The 18,081-nt window shown below is 52.4% G+C and carries 23 protein-coding genes; all 23 read left to right on the forward strand.

All coding sequences use genetic code 11. From position 1 onward, the window contains the following. The first annotated feature begins 38 nt into the window (after positions 1-38). The 23 genes from ftsY to HPY58_00750 all read left to right on the forward strand — a co-directional run bounded on the left by ftsY (position 39) and on the right by HPY58_00750 (position 18,078). Positions 39-959, forward strand: a complete 921-nt coding sequence (gene ftsY / locus HPY58_00640; protein NPV28164.1) for a signal recognition particle-docking protein FtsY — start codon at positions 39-41, stop codon at positions 957-959. Between the two features lie 5 nt (positions 960-964). Next, positions 965-1,774: an S-methyl-5'-thioadenosine phosphorylase gene (gene mtnP / locus HPY58_00645; GenBank protein ID NPV28165.1), complete on the forward strand. Its 810-nt coding sequence runs from the start codon at positions 965-967 to the stop codon at positions 1,772-1,774. Positions 1,775-1,780: 6 nt separating this feature from the next. Next, positions 1,781-2,833 carry an S-methyl-5-thioribose-1-phosphate isomerase gene (mtnA, locus tag HPY58_00650; GenBank protein ID NPV28166.1) on the forward strand — a complete coding sequence of 351 codons (1,053 nt, stop codon included), beginning with the start codon at positions 1,781-1,783 and terminating at the stop codon, positions 2,831-2,833. 4 nt (positions 2,834-2,837) lie between these two features. Then, positions 2,838-3,524 carry a class II aldolase/adducin family protein gene (locus tag HPY58_00655; protein ID NPV28167.1) on the forward strand — a complete coding sequence of 229 codons (687 nt, stop codon included), beginning with the start codon at positions 2,838-2,840 and terminating at the stop codon, positions 3,522-3,524. Between the two features lie 19 nt (positions 3,525-3,543). Next, on the forward strand, positions 3,544-4,833 hold the full coding sequence (locus HPY58_00660) for an amidohydrolase (GenBank protein NPV28168.1): 1,290 nt from the start codon (positions 3,544-3,546) through the stop codon (positions 4,831-4,833). Positions 4,834-4,905: 72 nt separating this feature from the next. Next, positions 4,906-5,175 carry a YlxM family DNA-binding protein gene (locus HPY58_00665; protein ID NPV28169.1) on the forward strand — a complete coding sequence of 90 codons (270 nt, stop codon included), beginning with the start codon at positions 4,906-4,908 and terminating at the stop codon, positions 5,173-5,175. Next, on the forward strand, positions 5,172-6,536 hold the full coding sequence (ffh, locus tag HPY58_00670; GenBank protein NPV28170.1) for a signal recognition particle protein: 1,365 nt from the start codon (positions 5,172-5,174) through the stop codon (positions 6,534-6,536). Before HPY58_00665 ends, ffh begins: the two co-directional genes overlap by 4 nt. Positions 6,537-6,550: 14 nt before the next feature. Then, on the forward strand, positions 6,551-6,829 hold the full coding sequence (rpsP, locus tag HPY58_00675) for a 30S ribosomal protein S16 (protein ID NPV28171.1): 279 nt from the start codon (positions 6,551-6,553) through the stop codon (positions 6,827-6,829). 25 nt (positions 6,830-6,854) lie between these two features. Then, on the forward strand, positions 6,855-7,085 hold the full coding sequence (locus HPY58_00680; GenBank protein NPV28172.1) for a KH domain-containing protein: 231 nt from the start codon (positions 6,855-6,857) through the stop codon (positions 7,083-7,085). A 48-nt stretch (positions 7,086-7,133) separates the two neighbouring features. Continuing rightward, complete coding sequence (rimM, locus tag HPY58_00685) at positions 7,134-7,649, forward strand: 16S rRNA processing protein RimM (protein NPV28173.1); 516 nt, start codon at positions 7,134-7,136, stop codon at positions 7,647-7,649. A 5-nt stretch (positions 7,650-7,654) separates the two neighbouring features. Further along, a complete protein-coding gene (gene trmD / locus HPY58_00690; GenBank protein ID NPV28174.1) occupies positions 7,655-8,398 on the forward strand; it encodes a tRNA (guanosine(37)-N1)-methyltransferase TrmD in 744 nt (247 codons plus the stop codon). A gap of 88 nt (positions 8,399-8,486) precedes the next feature. Next, entirely contained in the window at positions 8,487-8,819 is a 333-nt protein-coding gene (gene rplS, locus HPY58_00695; protein ID NPV28175.1) for a 50S ribosomal protein L19, read from the forward strand. Positions 8,820-8,828: 9 nt separating this feature from the next. After that, entirely contained in the window at positions 8,829-9,347 is a 519-nt protein-coding gene (lepB, locus tag HPY58_00700; GenBank protein ID NPV28176.1) for a signal peptidase I, read from the forward strand. Further along, positions 9,344-10,171, forward strand: coding sequence for a ribosome biogenesis GTPase YlqF (gene ylqF / locus HPY58_00705; protein NPV28177.1), 828 nt, complete (start codon positions 9,344-9,346; stop codon positions 10,169-10,171). Before lepB ends, ylqF begins: the two co-directional genes overlap by 4 nt. Before the next feature lie 27 nt (positions 10,172-10,198). Beyond that, the gene (locus HPY58_00710; protein NPV28178.1) at positions 10,199-10,858 is read left to right on the forward strand and encodes a ribonuclease HII; all 660 of its coding nucleotides are present in this window, start codon (positions 10,199-10,201) and stop codon (positions 10,856-10,858) included. Continuing rightward, on the forward strand, positions 10,848-11,969 hold the full coding sequence (locus tag HPY58_00715) for a hypothetical protein (GenBank protein NPV28179.1): 1,122 nt from the start codon (positions 10,848-10,850) through the stop codon (positions 11,967-11,969). Before HPY58_00710 ends, HPY58_00715 begins: the two co-directional genes overlap by 11 nt. A gap of 26 nt (positions 11,970-11,995) precedes the next feature. Continuing rightward, positions 11,996-12,313 carry an FhlB domain-containing protein gene (locus HPY58_00720; protein NPV28180.1) on the forward strand — a complete coding sequence of 106 codons (318 nt, stop codon included), beginning with the start codon at positions 11,996-11,998 and terminating at the stop codon, positions 12,311-12,313. Positions 12,314-12,353: 40 nt separating this feature from the next. Then, the gene (locus HPY58_00725) at positions 12,354-12,713 is read left to right on the forward strand and encodes a YraN family protein (GenBank protein ID NPV28181.1); all 360 of its coding nucleotides are present in this window, start codon (positions 12,354-12,356) and stop codon (positions 12,711-12,713) included. Positions 12,714-12,726: 13 nt separating this feature from the next. After that, the gene (locus tag HPY58_00730) at positions 12,727-13,533 is read left to right on the forward strand and encodes a carbon-nitrogen family hydrolase (protein NPV28182.1); all 807 of its coding nucleotides are present in this window, start codon (positions 12,727-12,729) and stop codon (positions 13,531-13,533) included. Beyond that, entirely contained in the window at positions 13,530-14,774 is a 1,245-nt protein-coding gene (locus HPY58_00735; protein ID NPV28183.1) for a DUF2088 domain-containing protein, read from the forward strand. The genes HPY58_00730 and HPY58_00735 overlap by 4 nt, the downstream gene beginning before the upstream one ends. A gap of 38 nt (positions 14,775-14,812) precedes the next feature. Then, entirely contained in the window at positions 14,813-16,204 is a 1,392-nt protein-coding gene (locus HPY58_00740) for an FAD-binding protein (protein ID NPV28184.1), read from the forward strand. Then, entirely contained in the window at positions 16,197-17,489 is a 1,293-nt protein-coding gene (locus HPY58_00745; GenBank protein NPV28185.1) for a (Fe-S)-binding protein, read from the forward strand. Before HPY58_00740 ends, HPY58_00745 begins: the two co-directional genes overlap by 8 nt. Continuing rightward, positions 17,476-18,078 carry a DUF3786 domain-containing protein gene (locus tag HPY58_00750; GenBank protein ID NPV28186.1) on the forward strand — a complete coding sequence of 201 codons (603 nt, stop codon included), beginning with the start codon at positions 17,476-17,478 and terminating at the stop codon, positions 18,076-18,078. The genes HPY58_00745 and HPY58_00750 overlap by 14 nt, the downstream gene beginning before the upstream one ends. The last annotated feature ends 3 nt before the right edge of the window (positions 18,079-18,081 follow it).

The following is an 18,081-nucleotide window of genomic DNA, read 5'->3' on the forward strand; positions in this document are numbered from 1 at the left end:
AAATGTGCTTGAACTAAAAAAGAAAAAGAGGGTTCAAAATGGTTTCCTTTTTTGCCAAACTAAAGGAAAGCCTTACAAAAACACGGCAGGGTTTCGTAGAAAAGGTAACCCAGCTTGTTTCCGTACATCGGAAAATTGATGAAGATCTTTTTGAGGAGCTGGAGGAAATTTTGCTTCAGGCCGACGTAGGGGTAGCGGCCTCAAACCACTTGCTGGAGGAGATCCGGAAAGGGGCAAGACAGCAGAGGCTGAAAGAGGCAGAACAGGTAAAGGGGCTTCTGCGCGAAAAAATGGAAGAGCTATTGGGACCCCGCGTTCCCCTTGTGATAAGCGATACCCCCCCTACCGTGATCATGGTGCTGGGGGTGAACGGCGTGGGCAAAACCACAACAATCGGGAAACTGGCATACCGTTTCGGCGCCGAGGGAAGAAAGGTTCTTCTTGCTGCAGCCGACACCTTTCGTGCCGCTGCCATTGAACAGCTGGAGATCTGGGGAGCGAGAACGGGAGCCGAACTGGTCAAGCATCAGCCAGGTTCCGATCCTGCGGCTGTTGTTTTTGACGCCCTTCAGGCAGCACGCCGGAGGGGTACAGATGTGGTAATTATTGATACAGCCGGCCGCCTCCATACAAAAGTGAATCTGATGGAGGAAATCAAAAAAATTAAAAGAATTGTCGAGCGGGAAATACCGGGTGCACCCCACGAAGTGTTGTTAGTGGTAGATGCGACAACCGGTCAAAACGCCCTCCGCCAGGCCGAATTGTTTCAGGCGGCTACCGGTGTGACCGGCATTGCCCTGACAAAACTGGACGGCACCGCCAAGGGGGGGATTGTCCTCGCAATTAAAGAGGAACTAGGAATTCCTGTAAAATTAATCGGGATCGGTGAAAAGCCCGATGATTTAAAAGATTTCGATGGAAGAGAATTTGTTGCTGCACTTTTTGGTGAGGAGGCTTAAAAAGATTGAAATTTGGGATTATCGGTGGAACAGGTTTTTACGAACCCGGCTTTTTAGAAGACGAAAGGGACCTTAAAGTGAAAACCCCTTATGGAGAGGTCAGCTTAAAAGTTGGCTGCTACAAGGGGAAAGAGGTTGCCTTTCTTCCGCGGCATGGGGAGGGCCATGTAACACCTCCGCACCTGATCAATTACCGGGCGAATATCTGGGCACTCAGAGAAATCGGCGTGATCAAGGTAATTGCTACCGCAGCAGTTGGCTCCCTTCAAGAAGACTTAAAGCCCGGCGAAATTGTTCTCGTCGATCAGTTTCTTGATTTTACGAAGAGCCGTCCCCAAACCTTTTACGAGGGAGGGGAAGCAGGGGTCTTGCACGTAGACATGACTTCACCTTACTGCCCAAGCCTCCATGAAGAGATCTACCAGGTAGCGCGCCACGCGGGGGTTAGGGTGCACCGGAGCGCCACCTACGTCTGCACAGAGGGTCCCCGTTACGAAACTCCTGCAGAAATCCGCATGTTCCGCATGCTGGGCGGGGATGTCGTCGGGATGACCAGCGTTCCCGAGGTGGTGCTGGCGCGGGAGGCAACCCTTTGCTACGCGACTGTTGCGTTGATTACAAATTATGCAGCAGGCATTTCTCTGCGCCCCCTGTCCCACCGGGAAGTTGTCGAAGCAACAAGCAAAGCTCAGGGTCTCGTGCGGAATCTAATTTTTACCGTGATTGAACGATTAAAAGAAACACGCACCTGTTCCTGCCCCTATGCTGCCCAGGAATTGGGCTCCCTGGGGAAACCAAAAAAAGAAGGAGAGTAACCTGCTTTGGAGATTCTGCGCTGGGAGAAGAACAGCTTGCTGATTCTCGATCAGTCGGAACTACCAGGAAAAATACATTATCTTTTGTGCACCCGCTATCAACAGGTGGTTCAGGCTATTCAGGAAATGCGGATCCGGGGCGCTCCCGCAATCGGAGTTGCGGCAGCCTTCGGCTTCGCCCTGGCCGCTTTTAACTTTTCGGGGGGTGGGGAACACGCCTTAGATCGGTACCTGTCTGAAGCCGCCCAGAATTTAAAAGCAGCAAGGCCGACGGCAGTTAATCTCAACTGGGCCGTTGAAAAAATGGTTCGCGCGTATCAAGATTTAAGAGGCAGGCCGTTGGTTCAAATCAGGGAAGGACTCCTGGAGGCGGCACAACAACTGCTCAAAAAACAGCGGGAACAGGACGAAAAAATCGGCGCCTTTGGTGCGGCCTTAATTCCTCCCCGCGCCCGCATTCTCACCTATTGCAATACCGGGGCGCTGGCGACGGGGGGACTGGGCACTGCTTTAGGAGTGATTTTGAAAGCTCACCAGCAGGGAAAGGAGATCCACGTTTACGTTCCTGAAACAAGACCCGTGCTCCAGGGGGCACGCCTTACGGTCTGGGAATTAAAGGAACGGGAGATTCCTTTTACGTTAATTACCGATAACATGGCAGGATATCTCTTTGCCCAGGAGAAAATCGACCTGGTTCTGGTCGGTGCAGACCGGATTGTTGCCAACGGTGATTTCGCAAATAAAATAGGCACTTACGGTTTGGCCGTGCTCGCGGCTTACCACCATCGTCCCTTTTATGTTGCCGCCCCCCTGTCAACCTTTGATCTGAGCCTGGCGAAAGGGGACGAGATCCCCGTCGAAATTCGAAACCCGGAGGAAGTAAGAAGAATTAAAGGGAATTTGATAACGTATGAGAATTGTCCGGTCTTCAACCCTGCCTTTGATGTGACCCCTTCCCACCTGGTTTCGGCTTTTATTACGGAGTGGGGAATCATTAACCCCCCCTTCCATAATCTGGTATGCTCTTTGAGAGATCTAGAGTCCAAACAACAGGAGTAAAAAAGTGGAGAGAACTTCAAGAGATCTAAAAGAAGTAATTAAAATTGGGCGGATCCTGCTGCGAACAGGCCTCGTCCTTGGCACCTGGGGAAACATTAGCATCCGCGCTCCAGGCCGGCAAGGCTTTTTCATTACCCCGAGCGGGGTTCCCTACTCCGAGATGCGCCCCCAGGACCTTGTCTTTGTTGACTTTACGGGAAAAAAGAGGGAAGGAAAAATGCGGCCCTCGACGGAAACTCCCCTTCATGCAGCAATCTACCTGGCGCGGCAGGATGTGCACGGAATTATCCACACCCACAGCCCATTTTCTTCTGTTTTCGCCGTAAACAGGATGGAAATACCCCCGGTTCTCGAGGAGGTGGCTCAAATAATCGGGGGAAGCGTCAGAGTAGCCCCCTATGCGCCGCCTGGCTCCGGGGAACTGGCTGAGGCTGCGGTTTCTGCTTTGGAAGGGCGAACTGCGGTTTTGCTGGCAAATCACGGCCTCGTGGGGGTGGGGAGTTCGCTGAAAGAGGCCCTCCTGGTATGCCAGGTCGTGGAAAAGGCGGCCCAGGTCTTTCTCTGGGCGAAATTAAGCGGAGCTCCCTGTCTTCTGGCGGAGACAGAAGTGCAGAGGCTGCGTGAAAATTTCATAAAAAATTACGGGCAACGACCCGGAGGGGAAGATGATGAAAGAGAAGATTTTAATTAAGGAGTGCCTGATTTTACCGATGACCCATCAACCCGGGGAAAGGAGGAAAGATCCTGGAGAACTGGTCCTCAACGGGGACATTGCAATTGAAGGAGACCGCCTTCTGAAAGTAGGACCGGAAGGCGAGCTCCCTCCCGGTTGGGAACCCGACAAGATCATCAACGGTCAGGACTTTCTTTGCCTGCCCGGACTGGTTAACTGCCATACCCATGCCGCAATGACCCTGCTGAGAAGCTATGCCGATGACCTTCCTCTCATGTACTGGCTGGAAAAGAAAATCTGGCCGGTTGAAGCGCGTTTGACAGGGGAAGATGTTTACTGGGGAACTCTTCTCGCCTTAATCGAAATGATCAAATCGGGGACAACTACCTTTAACGACATGTATTTTTTTATGGACGAAGTTGCCCAGGCGGTAGATAAGGTGGGAATCAGGGCGTGTCTGGCGCGGGGTTTGATCGGGATCGGGAGCCAGGCCGAAAGGGGTCTTGATGAAAGCCGCACTTTAATCGAAAAATGGCAGGGAGGAGCAGGAGGAAGGATTAAGGTGTGGCTCGGGCCCCATGCACCCTATACCTGCCCCCCTTCGTACCTGGAAAAAGTACTCGCCCTCGCCCGGGAGTATCGCGTGGGGATTCATATCCACGTTTCAGAAACCCGGGACGAAGTAAAGCAAATTGAGGAGCAGTACAAAAAAACACCTGTGCGTTACCTCCAGGAAATCGGCCTCTTCCAGGTTCCCGTGCTGGCCGCCCATTGCGTTCATCTCACCAGGGATGACATCAGGATCCTGGCGGAATCCGGAACAAGCGTTGCCCACAACCCAGAAAGCAACATGAAACTGGCAAGCGGAATCGCTCCGATTAAAGATTTACGCGCGGCAGGAATTACCGTTGGTTTAGGAACAGACGGGGCGGCAAGCAACAACAATCTGGATATGTTCGAAGAAATGCGGACTGCAGCGCTCCTGCACAAAGTTGCCAGTGAAGATCCTTTAACCTTGCCGGCCTCTGAAGTGATTTTGATGGCAACCCGGGAGGGAGCGCGCGCCCTGGGCCTGGAAAACGAAACCGGCATGCTGAAGCCGGGCCTGAAGGCGGATCTGATTCTGGTTAACCTCAACCGGCCGCACCTCTGCCCCAGGCACAATCTGGTCGCGCATCTGGTTTATGCCGCCCAGGCGCATGACGTTGAAACCGTAATTATTGACGGCAGGATCGTGATGGAAAACAGGAGAATCCTTACAATTGATGAAGAAACAGTCCGGAGAGAGGTGGAAAGGCGCGCCCGGCGCCTGGTTTCCCCGGGCTGAAGTTGTATTTGACAAGATTTTCTCTGTGGGCTAAAATGCTGTTAAGGTTTAACCCTTGACAGGTTGGTGGCAATGCTGCTGAGCAAATTGGGCCGCGTCATGCTTTTATATGATTTTTACGGTTCCCTGTTAACTTCGAAACAACAGGAAGTGATGCGGCTTTACTATGAGCATGATTTGTCTTTAGGGGAAATTGCGGCTGAGCTTAAAATAAGCAGGCAGGCAGTGCATGACATTCTCAAACGCGCCGAGCGGTCTCTGGAGGCATATGAAGCAAAGCTCGGCCTGCTTGCGGGATACCTGAAGGAGCGTACTTCTTTGAGATCCGGAGAAGGGGGGTGAAGGTTTTGCTTTTTCAGGGACTGGCAGAAAAGCTGCAGAACACCTTTAAAAAACTCAAGGGAAAAGGGAAGTTAACCGAAACCGATATTAAGGAAGCCCTCCGCGAAGTGCGGCTGGCCCTGCTTGAAGCAGATGTAAGTCTGCCCGTTGTAAAAGAGTTTACACAGCGGGTCAGGGAACGAAGCATGGGAGCAGAGGTTTTAGAAAGCCTGACCCCTGCCCAGCAGATGATCAAAATTGTCAATGAAGAACTTGCTGCACTGATGGGCGAGGGTCTCAGCAAAATTAACTTCAGCAGTTCCGGCCCTACAATCCTCATGCTGGTTGGACTTCACGGCAGCGGAAAAACCACAACAGCAGGCAAGCTTGCCCTTCTGCTCCGGAAACAGGGAAGGTCTCCGCTGCTGGTGGGGGCAGATGTTTACCGTCCTGCAGCAGGGAAACAGCTGGAGGTTCTGGCAAAACAAATCAACGTCCCCTGCTTTACCCCTGGCGAAAAATTTACTCCGGTCAAAATCGCGCAGGATTCCCTTGAATTTGCCCGAAGCCGGGGGTGCGACTTAATTATCATTGATACTGCGGGAAGGTTGCATATTGATGAAGAACTCATGCAAGAACTCAAAAACCTCAAAAAGGCGCTCGAACCCCAGGAGATTTTGCTGGTCGTAGACGCAATGACGGGTCAGGATGCTGTCAATATTGCAAAAAGTTTTCACGAAGAGTTGGGTTTAACAGGGGTTATTTTAACAAAACTGGATGGAGATGCCCGGGGAGGAGCAGCGCTTTCTGTTAAAGCGGTGACGGGGTGCCCGATCAAATACATTGGAGTCGGCGAAAAGCTGGATGCCCTGGAGCCCTTTTACCCCGACCGCATGTCGGCCCGGATTCTCGGGATGGGCGACGTTCTGAGCCTGATCGAAAAGGCCCAGGCGGCTTTTGATCAAGAGAAGGCCAAGGAGCTGGAACAAAAACTCCGGAAGCAAGAATTTACGCTGGAGGACTTCCTGGCTCAAATTCACCACGTACGGGCGATGGGGCCCCTGGAGCAGGTTCTGAGTTTGATTCCAGGCCTGGGCGGGGCGAAGCAGCTTCGCAAAATTCAGGAGGAGTTTGATGAGAAAGAACTTGTTTATATCGAAGCAATTATCAACTCCATGACTCCGGAAGAGAGAAGAAATCCTTCGATTATCAACGGGAGCCGGAAGAAACGGATTGCCCGGGGGAGCGGTACCACAGTTCAGGATGTCAACCGTCTCCTGAAACAGTTTGAACAAACACGGAAGCTTATCAAACAGTTCAGTGAACTGAGCACGGGGAAAGGTGCCCGTAAACTAAAATCACTAAGATTTCCGTTATTTTAAAGGAGGTCTGCTTCTTGGCAACACGGATTAGATTGAAAAGGATTGGAGCGAAAAAAAACCCTGCCTACCGCATCGTTGTCGCTGACTCCCGTTCTCCCAGGGATGGAAGGTTTATTGAAGAAATCGGCTACTACCAGCCTGCCTCCAACCCCGAGGTAATCAAAATCGACGAAGAAAAGGCGCTTCTTTGGCTTGCCCGGGGAGCACAACCCTCCGAGACCGTGAGGGCGCTTTTGAAAAAAACCGGGGTCTGGCAGAAACGCACAACTCAATCGGCAGTTCCAGAAAGCTGAAGGCCCCAGGCAGGGGGATTGACAAATGCGGGAACTGATCGAGCTTCTAGCAAAATCTCTTGTAGATAATTCCGAAGCCGTGCAAGTAAACCAAATCGAGGGAGAAAAAGCAATCATCATCGAATTGAAAGTTGCCAGTGAAGACATGGGCAAGGTGATTGGAAAGCAGGGAAAAATAGCAAGGGCAATTCGTACTTTGGCAAAAGCCACAGGGGCAAAGATGGGAAGAAAGGTCTTCGTTGAGATCACGTCTTGAAGATGGTTTCACTGCAATTTTTATACACGGCGTTTTAGGGGAGTAAAAATGGAGGAGTTTATTACGGTCGGGCAGATTACCGGTCCTTTTGGCTGCCGGGGGAAAGTCAAGGTGACTCCTTATACTGATTTCCCCGAGCGTTTTCTTGCAACAAAGCGGATCTTTCTTCGCCTCGCGGATCTCTGCCTGGAAAAAGAGGTTGAGAGTGCTGTACTTCAAAAAAATCGCGTGATCTTGAAGCTCTCCACCATCAACACCCCGGAAGAGGCAAAAAAATTTCAGGGTGCTCTGCTCCAGGTGCCGCGCGCCGAGGTCTGGCCCCTGCCGGAAGGCCGGTACTATCACTTCCAGCTCCTCGGATTTTCCGTCTTCACGGAAGATGGTGAACTGGTAGGAAAAGTTGCAGAAATCCTGACCACCGGGAGCAACGACGTCTACGTTATCAAGGACAGCAAAAAGGGAAAGGAGTACCTGATCCCTGCCATTAAAGATGTTGTGAAAAAAATTAATCTAGAGGAGAAATCCATCCTCATCCATCCTTTACCCGGTCTGCTCGGGGAGTGATCTTTATGGTGATCAAAATCCTGACTATTTTTCCGGAGATGTTCTGGGGCCCTTTTCAAAGCAGTATTCTCAAACGCGCCCAAACGCGGGGAATGCTTCAAATCGAAGCCATCGATCTCCGGGAATATTCCGAGGATAAACACTACAAGGTTGACGACTATCCTTACGGTGGCGGGAGTGGGATGGTGATGAAGCCAGAGCCCTTTTTCCGGTGTCTCGAGGCAGTACGAACAGATCCGCGCTCCCGCACCATTCTCCTTACCCCCCAGGGAGAAACCTTTACTCAGGCCAAGGCCCAGGAATTCGCGCACGCACCGGAACTCATTTTGATCTGCGGACACTACGAAGGCATTGATGAAAGGGTCAGATACCTGGCAACCGACGAAATTTCAATTGGAGACTTTATTCTAACAGGCGGAGAAATTGCAGCAATGGTCCTCGTTGATGCCGTTGTCCGTCTGATCCCCGGGGTTATCGGTGAAGAGGGTTCGCTAAAAGAGGAGTCCTTCAGCTTTGGTTTCCTGGAATACCCCCAGTATACAAGGCCCCGGGTTTTTCGGGGCTGGGAGGTGCCGGAGATCCTGCTGAGCGGAAACCATCAGGCAATATCCCGCTGGCGCCGCGCCCAGGCCGTGAAGCGGACCTTTCTGCGCCGCCCTGACTTGCTGCAGCAGGCAAACTGGGAGGAGGAGGACCGCAGGACTGTTGATGAAATTTTTAATTCCCGGGAAACGGACGGCGGATTGTGATTTACCAGTTCCTGTGCTATAATAAACGGCAGTGTTGGCAGGCGACCCTGAAACAAGAGCAGCAAGGAGGCTGAATCTCGTGGACTTAATGAAAATTGTCGAGCAGGATTATCTGAAAAAGGAGATTCCCCCTTTCCGTCCCGGCGACACCGTACGGGTACATGTAAAGGTTATCGAAGGAAACCGCGAAAGAACGCAAACCTTCGAAGGAACGGTGATCAGGAGACGGGGAAGCGGCCTTAATGAAACCTTTACCGTGAGGCGCATCTCTTATGGGGTGGGGGTTGAAAGGACCTTCCCCCTGCATTCCCCGCGCCTGGAAAAGATCGAGGTTCTCCGCAGGGGCCGGGTCAGGCGCGCCAGGCTTTACTACCTCCGGGAAAGGGTAGGGAAGGCTACTCGAATTCGAGAACGGAAGTAGGGGAAAAGTTTGACTCAGGAGAAGCCACCCTTTTGGCGGGAAATTCTCGAATCGGTAATTCTTGCGGTAGTACTAGCTGCCGTAATCCGTCTCTGGCTTTTCGAACCTTTTTATATTCCTTCTCCTTCCATGCAACCAACGCTGTACCCCCGGGATCGGATTATTGTGAACAAGCTTTCGTACAGGCTGCACCCTCCGAAACGGGGAGATGTTGTCGTATTTAAGTTTCCCCTCGATCCCCAACGGGATTTTATCAAGCGAATCATTGGCTTAGAAGAAGAGACCGTAGAAATTCGTCAGGGCTACGTGTACATCAACGGAAGAAGACTTGAAGAGCCTTATCTCTCCTATGAACCCGTACCGAACTACGGACCCGTTAAAGTGCCGCGGGGGTATTTGTTCGTAATGGGCGACAACCGGAATAACAGTGAGGACAGCCGGTTCTGGGGGTGTTTAAATAAAAAGTATCTTGTCGGAAAGGCCTTTTTTATCTACTGGCCCCCCCACCGCATAGGACTGATTAGATGAGCACCGGAGTCCCGAAAAGACAGGTCAGGCTGCTTCTCAACAGCCTTAAAATTGTCGACCTTGTTTTCGAAATCGTTGACGCACGCTGCCCACGAAGCACCCGCAGCCCCCTGGTGGAACGATTGGCTGCCGGAAAAAAACAGTTGCTGATCTTGAATAAGGCCGATCTCGCCGAGCCTGCAGCAACAGAGCAATGGCTCCTCTTCCTTGCCCGCGAAGGAAAGGCCGCCCTTGCCGTTGATTCTCGCAAGGGTTGGGGATTTCGGGAGCTCTGGTTGTATTTGGAGGAGGCTGCCCTGGAGCTAAACCAGAAGCTGCAAAAAAAGGGGCGCCGCCCCAGGGAACTGCGAACCGCAGTGCTTGGGATTCCAAACGTGGGCAAGTCCACTTTTTTAAACAGGCTTCTCGGAAAACATGCCGTCGCTACGGGCAACCGGCCAGGCATTACCAGGGGTCCCCAGTGGGTTCACCTGCGGGGCGCGGTTTCCGTCCTGGATACCCCGGGCGTCCTTCCGCCGCAACTTGAAGATGAAGAAGCGATTTTCAAGCTGGCCGTGATCGGAGCGCTTGGCGAAAAAATGTACAATATAGAGGATGTCGCCAGAAAACTGCTCGAGTTTCTGGAAGTACGCTGCCCGGAAAGCTTCTCCCGGATTTCCGGAATCTCTGCCGGCCCTCTCTCGCTGGAGGGTCTTGCTCAAGAGAAAAAATTCCTCCTGGCTGACGGCCTCCCCGACCTCCACCGGGCGGCCGGCTTCCTGCTCAGTTCGTTTCAAAGCGGCAAACTCGGCTCTCTTACGCTGGAACTCCCCGATCATTTTTAGGAGATCAGGGAGGAAGATGAGGATCAGATGAGGGGAGAAACGAAGATATTAAACGAAAAAGAACGGGCTCGTCTGGAGCAGCTGCATTTTCACGAAAGGTTGCTCTGGAAAAGCGGGGTCAGCCTGATTGCGGGTGTTGACGAGGTCGGAAGGGGCCCTCTTGCGGGCCCCCTGGTTGCGGCAGCGGTGGTTATCGAGAGGGAGCTGATGATCCCCGGGTTAAACGACAGCAAGAGCGTTCCCCCTTCTCTTCGCACGCGGCTGGCTCAAGAAATCAAAAGACACGCAAAAGGATGGGGAATCGGGATTGTTCCTGTAGGCTTTATCGAGCGCTATAACATTCATCAGGCGACCTTCTACGCGATGAAGCTCGCTTTAGAGCGTCTTCCGGTTCCCCCCGACCACGTTTTGATAGACGGCTGGGCATTGCCGGATTTAATTATCCCTCAAACCCCACTGGTAAAAGGGGATGCCAGGAGCGCCGCGATTGCGGCGGCCTCTCTCCTCGCAAAAACGCTCCGGGATGAAATCATGATTTACTACAGCCGGATTTACCCCAGGTACGGGTTTGAAAAAAATAAAGGGTACGCCACTCCTGCCCATCTTGAAGCACTGAGAAAGTACGGCCCCTGTTTTCTCCACCGGTTTACTTTTTGCGGGGTCAAGGTGACCGGAGATGGAAATTGAGCAACTCTCTTTCCTCCAGTTCCACAGGGAACCGGGGAAACAAGACAAGGACCTTTTTTTAATCAAAATTTTAGAGGTCAGCGGGGAGACGGCAGTTGTCTCTGCGCGGGGGATGCTTTACAGAGTGCGCACGCAAATTCCCCTTGCTCCAGGGCAGTATTTTTTCGTAAAACAGGAGCAAAAGGGCGGGAATCAAACAACCTGGCGAATCGTCCAGGAGGTTCTGGAGCCTCCTCTTCTGGGGAGTTTGCCGGAAACCCGAAACCGTGCCATTTTTTCTGTTCTCCATAACGCAGGACTTCCCATCTCCGAGAAAAATTTCCTCCTTGTCCAGGAGATCCTTTCAAAACTCGGGAGCTCATCTCCTGTCAGTTTTCTCATTGCAGCAACCCTGGCAAAGCTGGCTCTCTCTCCTCACCCCCTGCTCCTGGAATCTCTTGCCAGTTTTCTAAACAAAGCAATACCTCAGATTTATCTTGAACCTAAAAAAGCAGAAAATGTTGAGCAGAATGCCAGGGAGCAAAAATTGTTCGGCTTTCGCCTGAAAGCGGCGGTGGATCAACTCCGGGGAATACTCCTGTCGCTCCTGGAGCACCTGGAAAAGCCTCTTGAAAGCGAACATTGCAAACAATATCAACTTCCTCTAAAACTGGAAGGGGAGTCAGCAAAACAATTGCTGGGCGGACAAATTTTTGCCTGGGCCCAGGAAAATTCTCCAGACCAGTCGCCCTTCTTTTACATCCCCCTTTTCTTGTTTTCAGATCAAAACCCTTCCCTAAAGGGGGAGATCTCCATTTATTCTTCCCCCCAGGAGGAAACCCCGAAATCATCCGTCTGGTCTTTTCTTATCTCCCTGGAAACTCCGTCCCTGGGGTGGGTCCAGGTCGAACTGACTTTCAAGAACCCGATCCTGTACGCCCGCGCCCTTGTCGAGCAGAAAGAAACGAAGGTTCTCTTCGATGAGTGCTGGCCTTGCCTTGCAGATTCGCTGCGAAATCTAAATTTTTATCTCCATTGGTTGGGCTGTGCGGTGGGAACCGTCAGGACCGTATTTGCGAAGCTTCGCAAAGAGCATTTCCCAGCTGCCCCGGTGATAAACCTTCTGGTATAATCTGGCATAAGAGGGGATTAAGTAAAATGGAAAAAGAAAAGGCCGGCCTGAAACAAGCGGTTGCCTTGAGGTACCGAAAAGATAAGGACCGCGCCCCCCGGGTTGTTGCAAAGGGAAAGGGTGAGGTCGCAGCACGCATTATTGAAGAAGCCGAAAGGCACGGGGTGCCCCTTTACGAAGACCCGGAACTGGCCAGTCTGCTTGTAAAACTCCCTCTGGAATCTGAAATTCCTCCTGAGCTTTACCACGCCGTTGCAGAGGTTCTCGTTTTTATTTATCAGCTTGATCGGAAATCCCGCCTCTCAAAACCCGGGAGGGAAGAGGCTGAAGGAGCATTCTCCTGAATCTCCATTTCTGATAAGGGGGAGAAAAGAGGTCCAGGCAATGGCCTTAAAACGTCGGGAAACCGGTCTCAAGGGAGAGGAAATCGCCCTTTCCTTTCTTTCTTCCCTGGGGTACCGTCTTCTTGCGAAGAATTTCCGCTGCCGCTTGGGAGAAATCGATTTAATCATGCAGGATGGACCCGTCACCGTTTTTGTGGAGGTGAAAACGCGGCGCAATCTTCTTTACGGAACCCCCCAGGAAGCGGTTTCCCCGGCGAAGCAGGCGAAAATCAGACGCCTCGCGCAGTACTACCTGCTCACCAAAAAAGAAGAAGAGGCGCCCCTTCGCTTTGATGTGATCGCAATTACCTTTACGGAGAAGGGAAGACCCGTAATCGAACACCTAAAAGGGGTTTTTTAAGGGAGTGTTTCCATTGCGGATTGCATTGCTTCAACTGGCGCCGGGCCAGAAAACTCCCGAAGACTGCCGGGCCCATGTAAAATCCCTGGTCGAGGAAAAAGTTCCCCATGACGTTGATCTGGTCGTCCTTCCGGAGCTCTGGACAACAGGACACCTTCACCAAAATGTTATGAGGGAAGCCGAGATGCTCCAGGGCCCGACAAATGCGCTCCTGGCCGGACTGGCCAGAGAAAGGGGGATCTACATTGTAGGGGGCTCGCTCCCGATCAAAACCCCCCAGGGAATTCATAATTTCTGTGCAGTCCACGGCCCGGGAGGATACCTGGGAGGTTACGCGAAGGTTCATCCCTTCGGGCCTTTGGGAGAGAAAGAATGGTGTATACCCGGCAGGAACCTGTACCTTTTTTCGACAGCTTATGGTAAGATGGGAGTGATGATTTGCTACGACCTGCGCTTTCCGGAGGTGGCGCGCCTCCTGGCAAAAGCCGGGGCGCTGGTAATTTTCGTGCCCGCCGCTTTTCCCGATGCCCGCATTGAACAGTGGGAACTCCTTCTAAGGGCACGTGCGGTTGAAAATCAAGTTTTCATAGCAGGTGTAAATAAAGCAGGAAGAGAGGGAAGTCTAATCTTTCCCGGAAGGTCACTTGTGGTGGCTCCCGATGGGAAAGTCCTCGCTGCAGGCTCAAATGACGAAGATATTATCTTGTGCGAGATAGATTTTAAACTGATCGATCAGGTCCGGAGCGCAATTCCCTGCTGGTGCGACCTTTCTCCCTGGGCCTACCGGCTGCCTGAAGAAGATCGGGAGGTTCTGTCATGAGATATCCTGTAATGTACCGGGCGCTTTACAACCTGCCTGCCCCCCGGGTTGAAAACGTTCAGGATGAGGTAAAAAAGGCCCTTCAAAAAGCAAAATTCTGGAGGGGGATCAAAAAGGGGGCGCGCATTGCGGTAACAGCAGGAAGCCGGGGGATTTCGGACATCCTGCCGATTCTGGTTACTATTCTCAACATGCTCAAGGAAAACGGTCTCCGGCCCTACCTCGTCCCCGCCATGGGGTCCCATGGAGGAGGCACACCCGAGGGGCAGAAAAAAGTTCTGGCCAGCCTGGGAATCACCGAGGAAACAACAGGTGTTCCCATCAAAGCAACAGGGGAAGCAATAAAACTTGGCGAGATTACACCTGAAGTTCCTGTTTTTTTCAATCAGGCAGCCCTGGAAAGCGACGGCATTATTGTGGTCAACCGGGTGAAACCCCATACTTCGTTTCGGGGCCCGGTGGAAAGCGGCTTGATGAAAATGCTTGCCGTCGGCCTGGGCAATCCCCAGGGAGCGGCTGCACTCCATAAATTTGGCCCCGCGGGGCTCAGGGAGTACATTCCGCAGGTGGCAAACTTTATTCTTGCCAGACTTCCCGTTTTATACGGCATTGCGATCATCGAAAACGCGCGGGAGCAAACCGCCCACATCGAGGGAGTAGAACCAGAGGAATTTTTCGGCAAGGAACAACAGTTATTGAACAGAGCCCGCTCTTTAATGCCCCGGCTGCCCTTTCAGGAACTTGATCTGCTTGTCGTGAAAGAAATGGGGAAGTGCTTCAGCGGCACCGGGATGGATACCAACCTGATCGGGCGCCTGCGGATTCAGGGCGAACCCGAACCCGAAGCACCCCGGATTAAACGGATTGCCGTCCTCGACCTGGCGGAGCGCTCGGAGGGCAACGCTACAGGAATTGGTCTTGCCGACTTCACAACAGACCGCCTCCTCTCTAAAGTCGACTGGGAGGCGACATACCTCAACGTGCTCAGCACGACCTTTGTCCAGCGGGCGATGATCCCCATGCACTTTCCTACAGATGAGGAAACGATTCAAAAGGCGCTTCTGAGTCTGGGAAGCAGGAATCCCGAAGGGGCCCGGGTTCTGGTGATTCAAAATACACTAGAGTTGGAGGAGCTCGTGTTTTCCGCGGCCCTTTTCGAGGAGGCAAAAGCTCACCCTTTTTTGACGATCCTGGGGGAAGGGCGGGAAATGACCTTTGATGGTGGAAAGCTTCTTCTCTGAAAACTAAAAACGGTTCTCTCAACAGGAGGTTCCGGAAAATGCTTCAGTCCTCTTTGATCAACGAAATCAAGAAGATTGTGGGTAAGGAAAACGTCCTCGCCACCCTTGAGGAACGGTTGTGCTACGGCTACGACAGCACCCCGGAGGCCTTTCTTCCCGACCTGGTGGTCCGCCCGGATTCCGCCGAGCAAATACAAAAAATCATCAAACTGGCCAATCTTCATCTTTTTCCCGTCATTCCCCGGGGAGCCGGAACGGGTCTGAGCGGCGGATCACTGCCGGTTAAAGGCGGGGTTGTCCTGGACCTCACCAGGATGAACCGCATTCTGGAAATAGATGAAGAAAACCTGGTTGCCGTAGTGGAACCCGGAGTTGTGACATCCCATCTCCAGGAGGAAGCGGAAAAACGCGAGCTGTTCTATCCACCTGATCCCGCCAGCTTAAAGACCTCAACTATTGGCGGCAATGTTGCGGAATGTGCAGGAGGCCCCCGCGCCTTTAAATACGGTGTCACCAGGGACTACGTACTCGGCCTGGAAGTGGTGACGCCAACGGGGGAAATTTTAAGAACAGGCGGCAAAACGGTCAAGAGTGTGACCGGCTATGATTTAATCCGGCTTTATACAGGTTCCGAAGGTACTTTGGGAATCATTACGAAAATTATTCTCCGTTTGATCCCTAAACCGGAAGCAAAAGAAACGATGATGGCGGTTTACGAGCGGCTTGACGATGCCGCTAAAACCGTAACGCTCACCATTAAACGGGGAATCATTCCCGTCACCCTGGAATTGATGGATGACCTGACCATCCGCTGTGTGGAAAACTACCTTCAAATCGGGCTTCCCTTAGATGCCGAGGCGATTCTGATCATCGAGGTCGACGGGCCCGCCGATCTGGTGAAAAAACAAACCGAACAGGTGGCAGAACTCTGCAGGGCAAGTGGGGCACGAGAAATTAAGATCGCAAGGAACGAAAAAGAAAGAGAGGAGATCTGGGCGGCCCGCAGGGCTGTTTCTGCTGCAGTTGTTCAGATCAAACCCACAAAGATCAGCGAAGACATTGCCGTGCCCCGGAGTCAAATCCCCCAGATGATCAGAAGGTTAAAGGAAATCGCCTCCCGCTACCAGCTGAATTTGGTGATTTTCGGGCATGCAGGGGACGGAAATCTGCATCCCAACATTCTTTGCGACCAGAACGATCCCGAGGAAATGGAACGGGTCGAAAAAGCGATAGGAGAACTGTTTCAGGCAGCAGTGGAATTGGGAGGGACTTTATCCGGCGAGCACGGGATCGGGACGATGAAGGCACCTTACCTTAAACTGGAAACCGGAGAAGCAGGGTATGAGGTCATGCGGGCGATCAAGAAAGCGCTAGACCCCAACAACATTCTCAACCCTGGCAAAATCTTTGGGAGTGAGCGAAATGGATAACCTTGCAAGGGCTGCGGATTATCTCAACCGGTGCAGCAAGTGCGGCGGGTGCCAGGCTGTTTGCCCCCTTTATCAAGAGACCAGGGCCGAGCCTTATGTCGCAAGAGGAAAGCTTTTTCTTTTAAAAAACCACCTTGAGGGGAAGCTTCCCCTCTCTGCCAAAATGAAAGAGATTATGAGTTTATGCCTTTTGTGCAAAGCCTGCGTAAACCAATGTCCCAATAACATCCCGGTGGATCAGCTGGTCCTGGGAGCACGCCAGAAAATTGCGCAGGAAAAAGGGATCTCATTTGTCAAAAAGAACGTTTTTCAGCACCTCCTCAAGAACAACGGCAGGCTCACCCTGGCAGCCCGGCTCGGGTGGTTGTACCAGCGCGCCGGAGTCCAGTGGCTGGTACGAAAGAGCAACATTTTAAAAGTTTTTGGGGAAGAAATCGTTCAAAAAGAACGCCTTCTTCCCAAAATGGCGAAGCGCCCCTTTCGGAAACAGGTCCCCAGGTTTTTGACGTGCTCCCGGCCCAAGCTCCGGGTCGCGTATTACACAGGCTGCCTTACTAACTTTGTCTATCCCGCCACAGGCCATGCGGTGGTCAACGTCCTCCGCCGCCACGACCTGGAAATTTTAATCCCCGAGCAGTGGTGCTGCGGCATTCCCGCCCTGGCCAGCGGCGATGAAAAGACGGCAGCCGAACTGGCCCGAAAAAATGTGGAGGTATTCCAGAGAGCCGGAGTAGATGCTGTGATTACCGATTGCGCCTCCTGCGGAAGCATGCTGAAAGAATACGCCGATCTTTTAGGAACGCCTGAAGCAAAAGCCTTTGCCGGTAAAGTTTTAGACTTCAGCCAGTTCCTGAGCGAAGCTGTTTCTTTCCGGGCAGGTGAAATTGAAGTTCCGCGCCTTGCAACCTACCATGATCCGTGCCACCTGAAACGGGGGCAGGGGGTATTCGAAGCTCCCCGGAGGTTGATCAGGAAAGTGCCGGGCCTCAGATTCAAGGAAATGAAGGAGCCTGATCGGTGCTGTGGAGCGGCCGGTTCCTTCAACCTGACCTATTACAATCTCGCCGCCAAAATCGGCCGGCGCAAAGTGCAAAATATCCGGGAGACAGGTGCCGATTTCCTGGTTACAGGGTGTCCTTCCTGCATCATGCAACTTCGCCATATGCTTGAACTGGAAAATTCCCCTGTTCAGGTTCTTCATTTAGCCGAACTGCTGAGCATGACCTATAGCTCACAGGGTCAAGCAAACGAATCGGGGAGGGGGTGTTCTCATGCAGTATCTTGAAACTTTGCTGGAAGCCCAGCGGGAGTTCGCAAAACACGATCCCCAAAAAATGGCGGAAGCAAGCGGCGCCGAATATGATCCCCGCGAAAACGTGATTCGGGTTCTCTATCTGAACAAATCTTACAGGGTTTTTTATCCGGAAGGAAGAATCTTGGCAGAAGAAGAGCCGACCAATCTGGCTGTTGAAGAAAAAGCGCTGATTCTCCAATACCTCAGCCAGGCCCCGGGGCATCCCCTAACAAAGCGCTGGATTTCCTATTCCGAGCTTCCAAACGGAATGTACCATGATCGCCCTTTTAAGGTCGAAGCTGTCGAGCCTCTTGCCGAAACCTTTGGAGGCCAACCCGGAAAATTGCTGGAAGCTGCACAGGCCCTGGGTGGAAGTGAACTGAAAATCGGAGATCTCGGGGTTGTGATCCCGGTTCTCCCACGCATCCTGGTTGCGGTCATTCTATGGGTGGGAGATGAGGAATTTCCGGCAAGGGCCAACATGGTTTTCGATGCTGTAACCCCAAGGTACCTTTCTACCGCTGCCGTATACGTTTTGGGTTCCATTCTCACAAAACGCCTGAAAGAAGCCGCAGCTTGAAAA

The sequence above is a fragment of the Bacillota bacterium genome, assembly GCA_013177945.1.
Taxonomy (GTDB): Bacteria; Bacillota; DSM-12270; order Thermacetogeniales; family Thermacetogeniaceae; genus Ch130.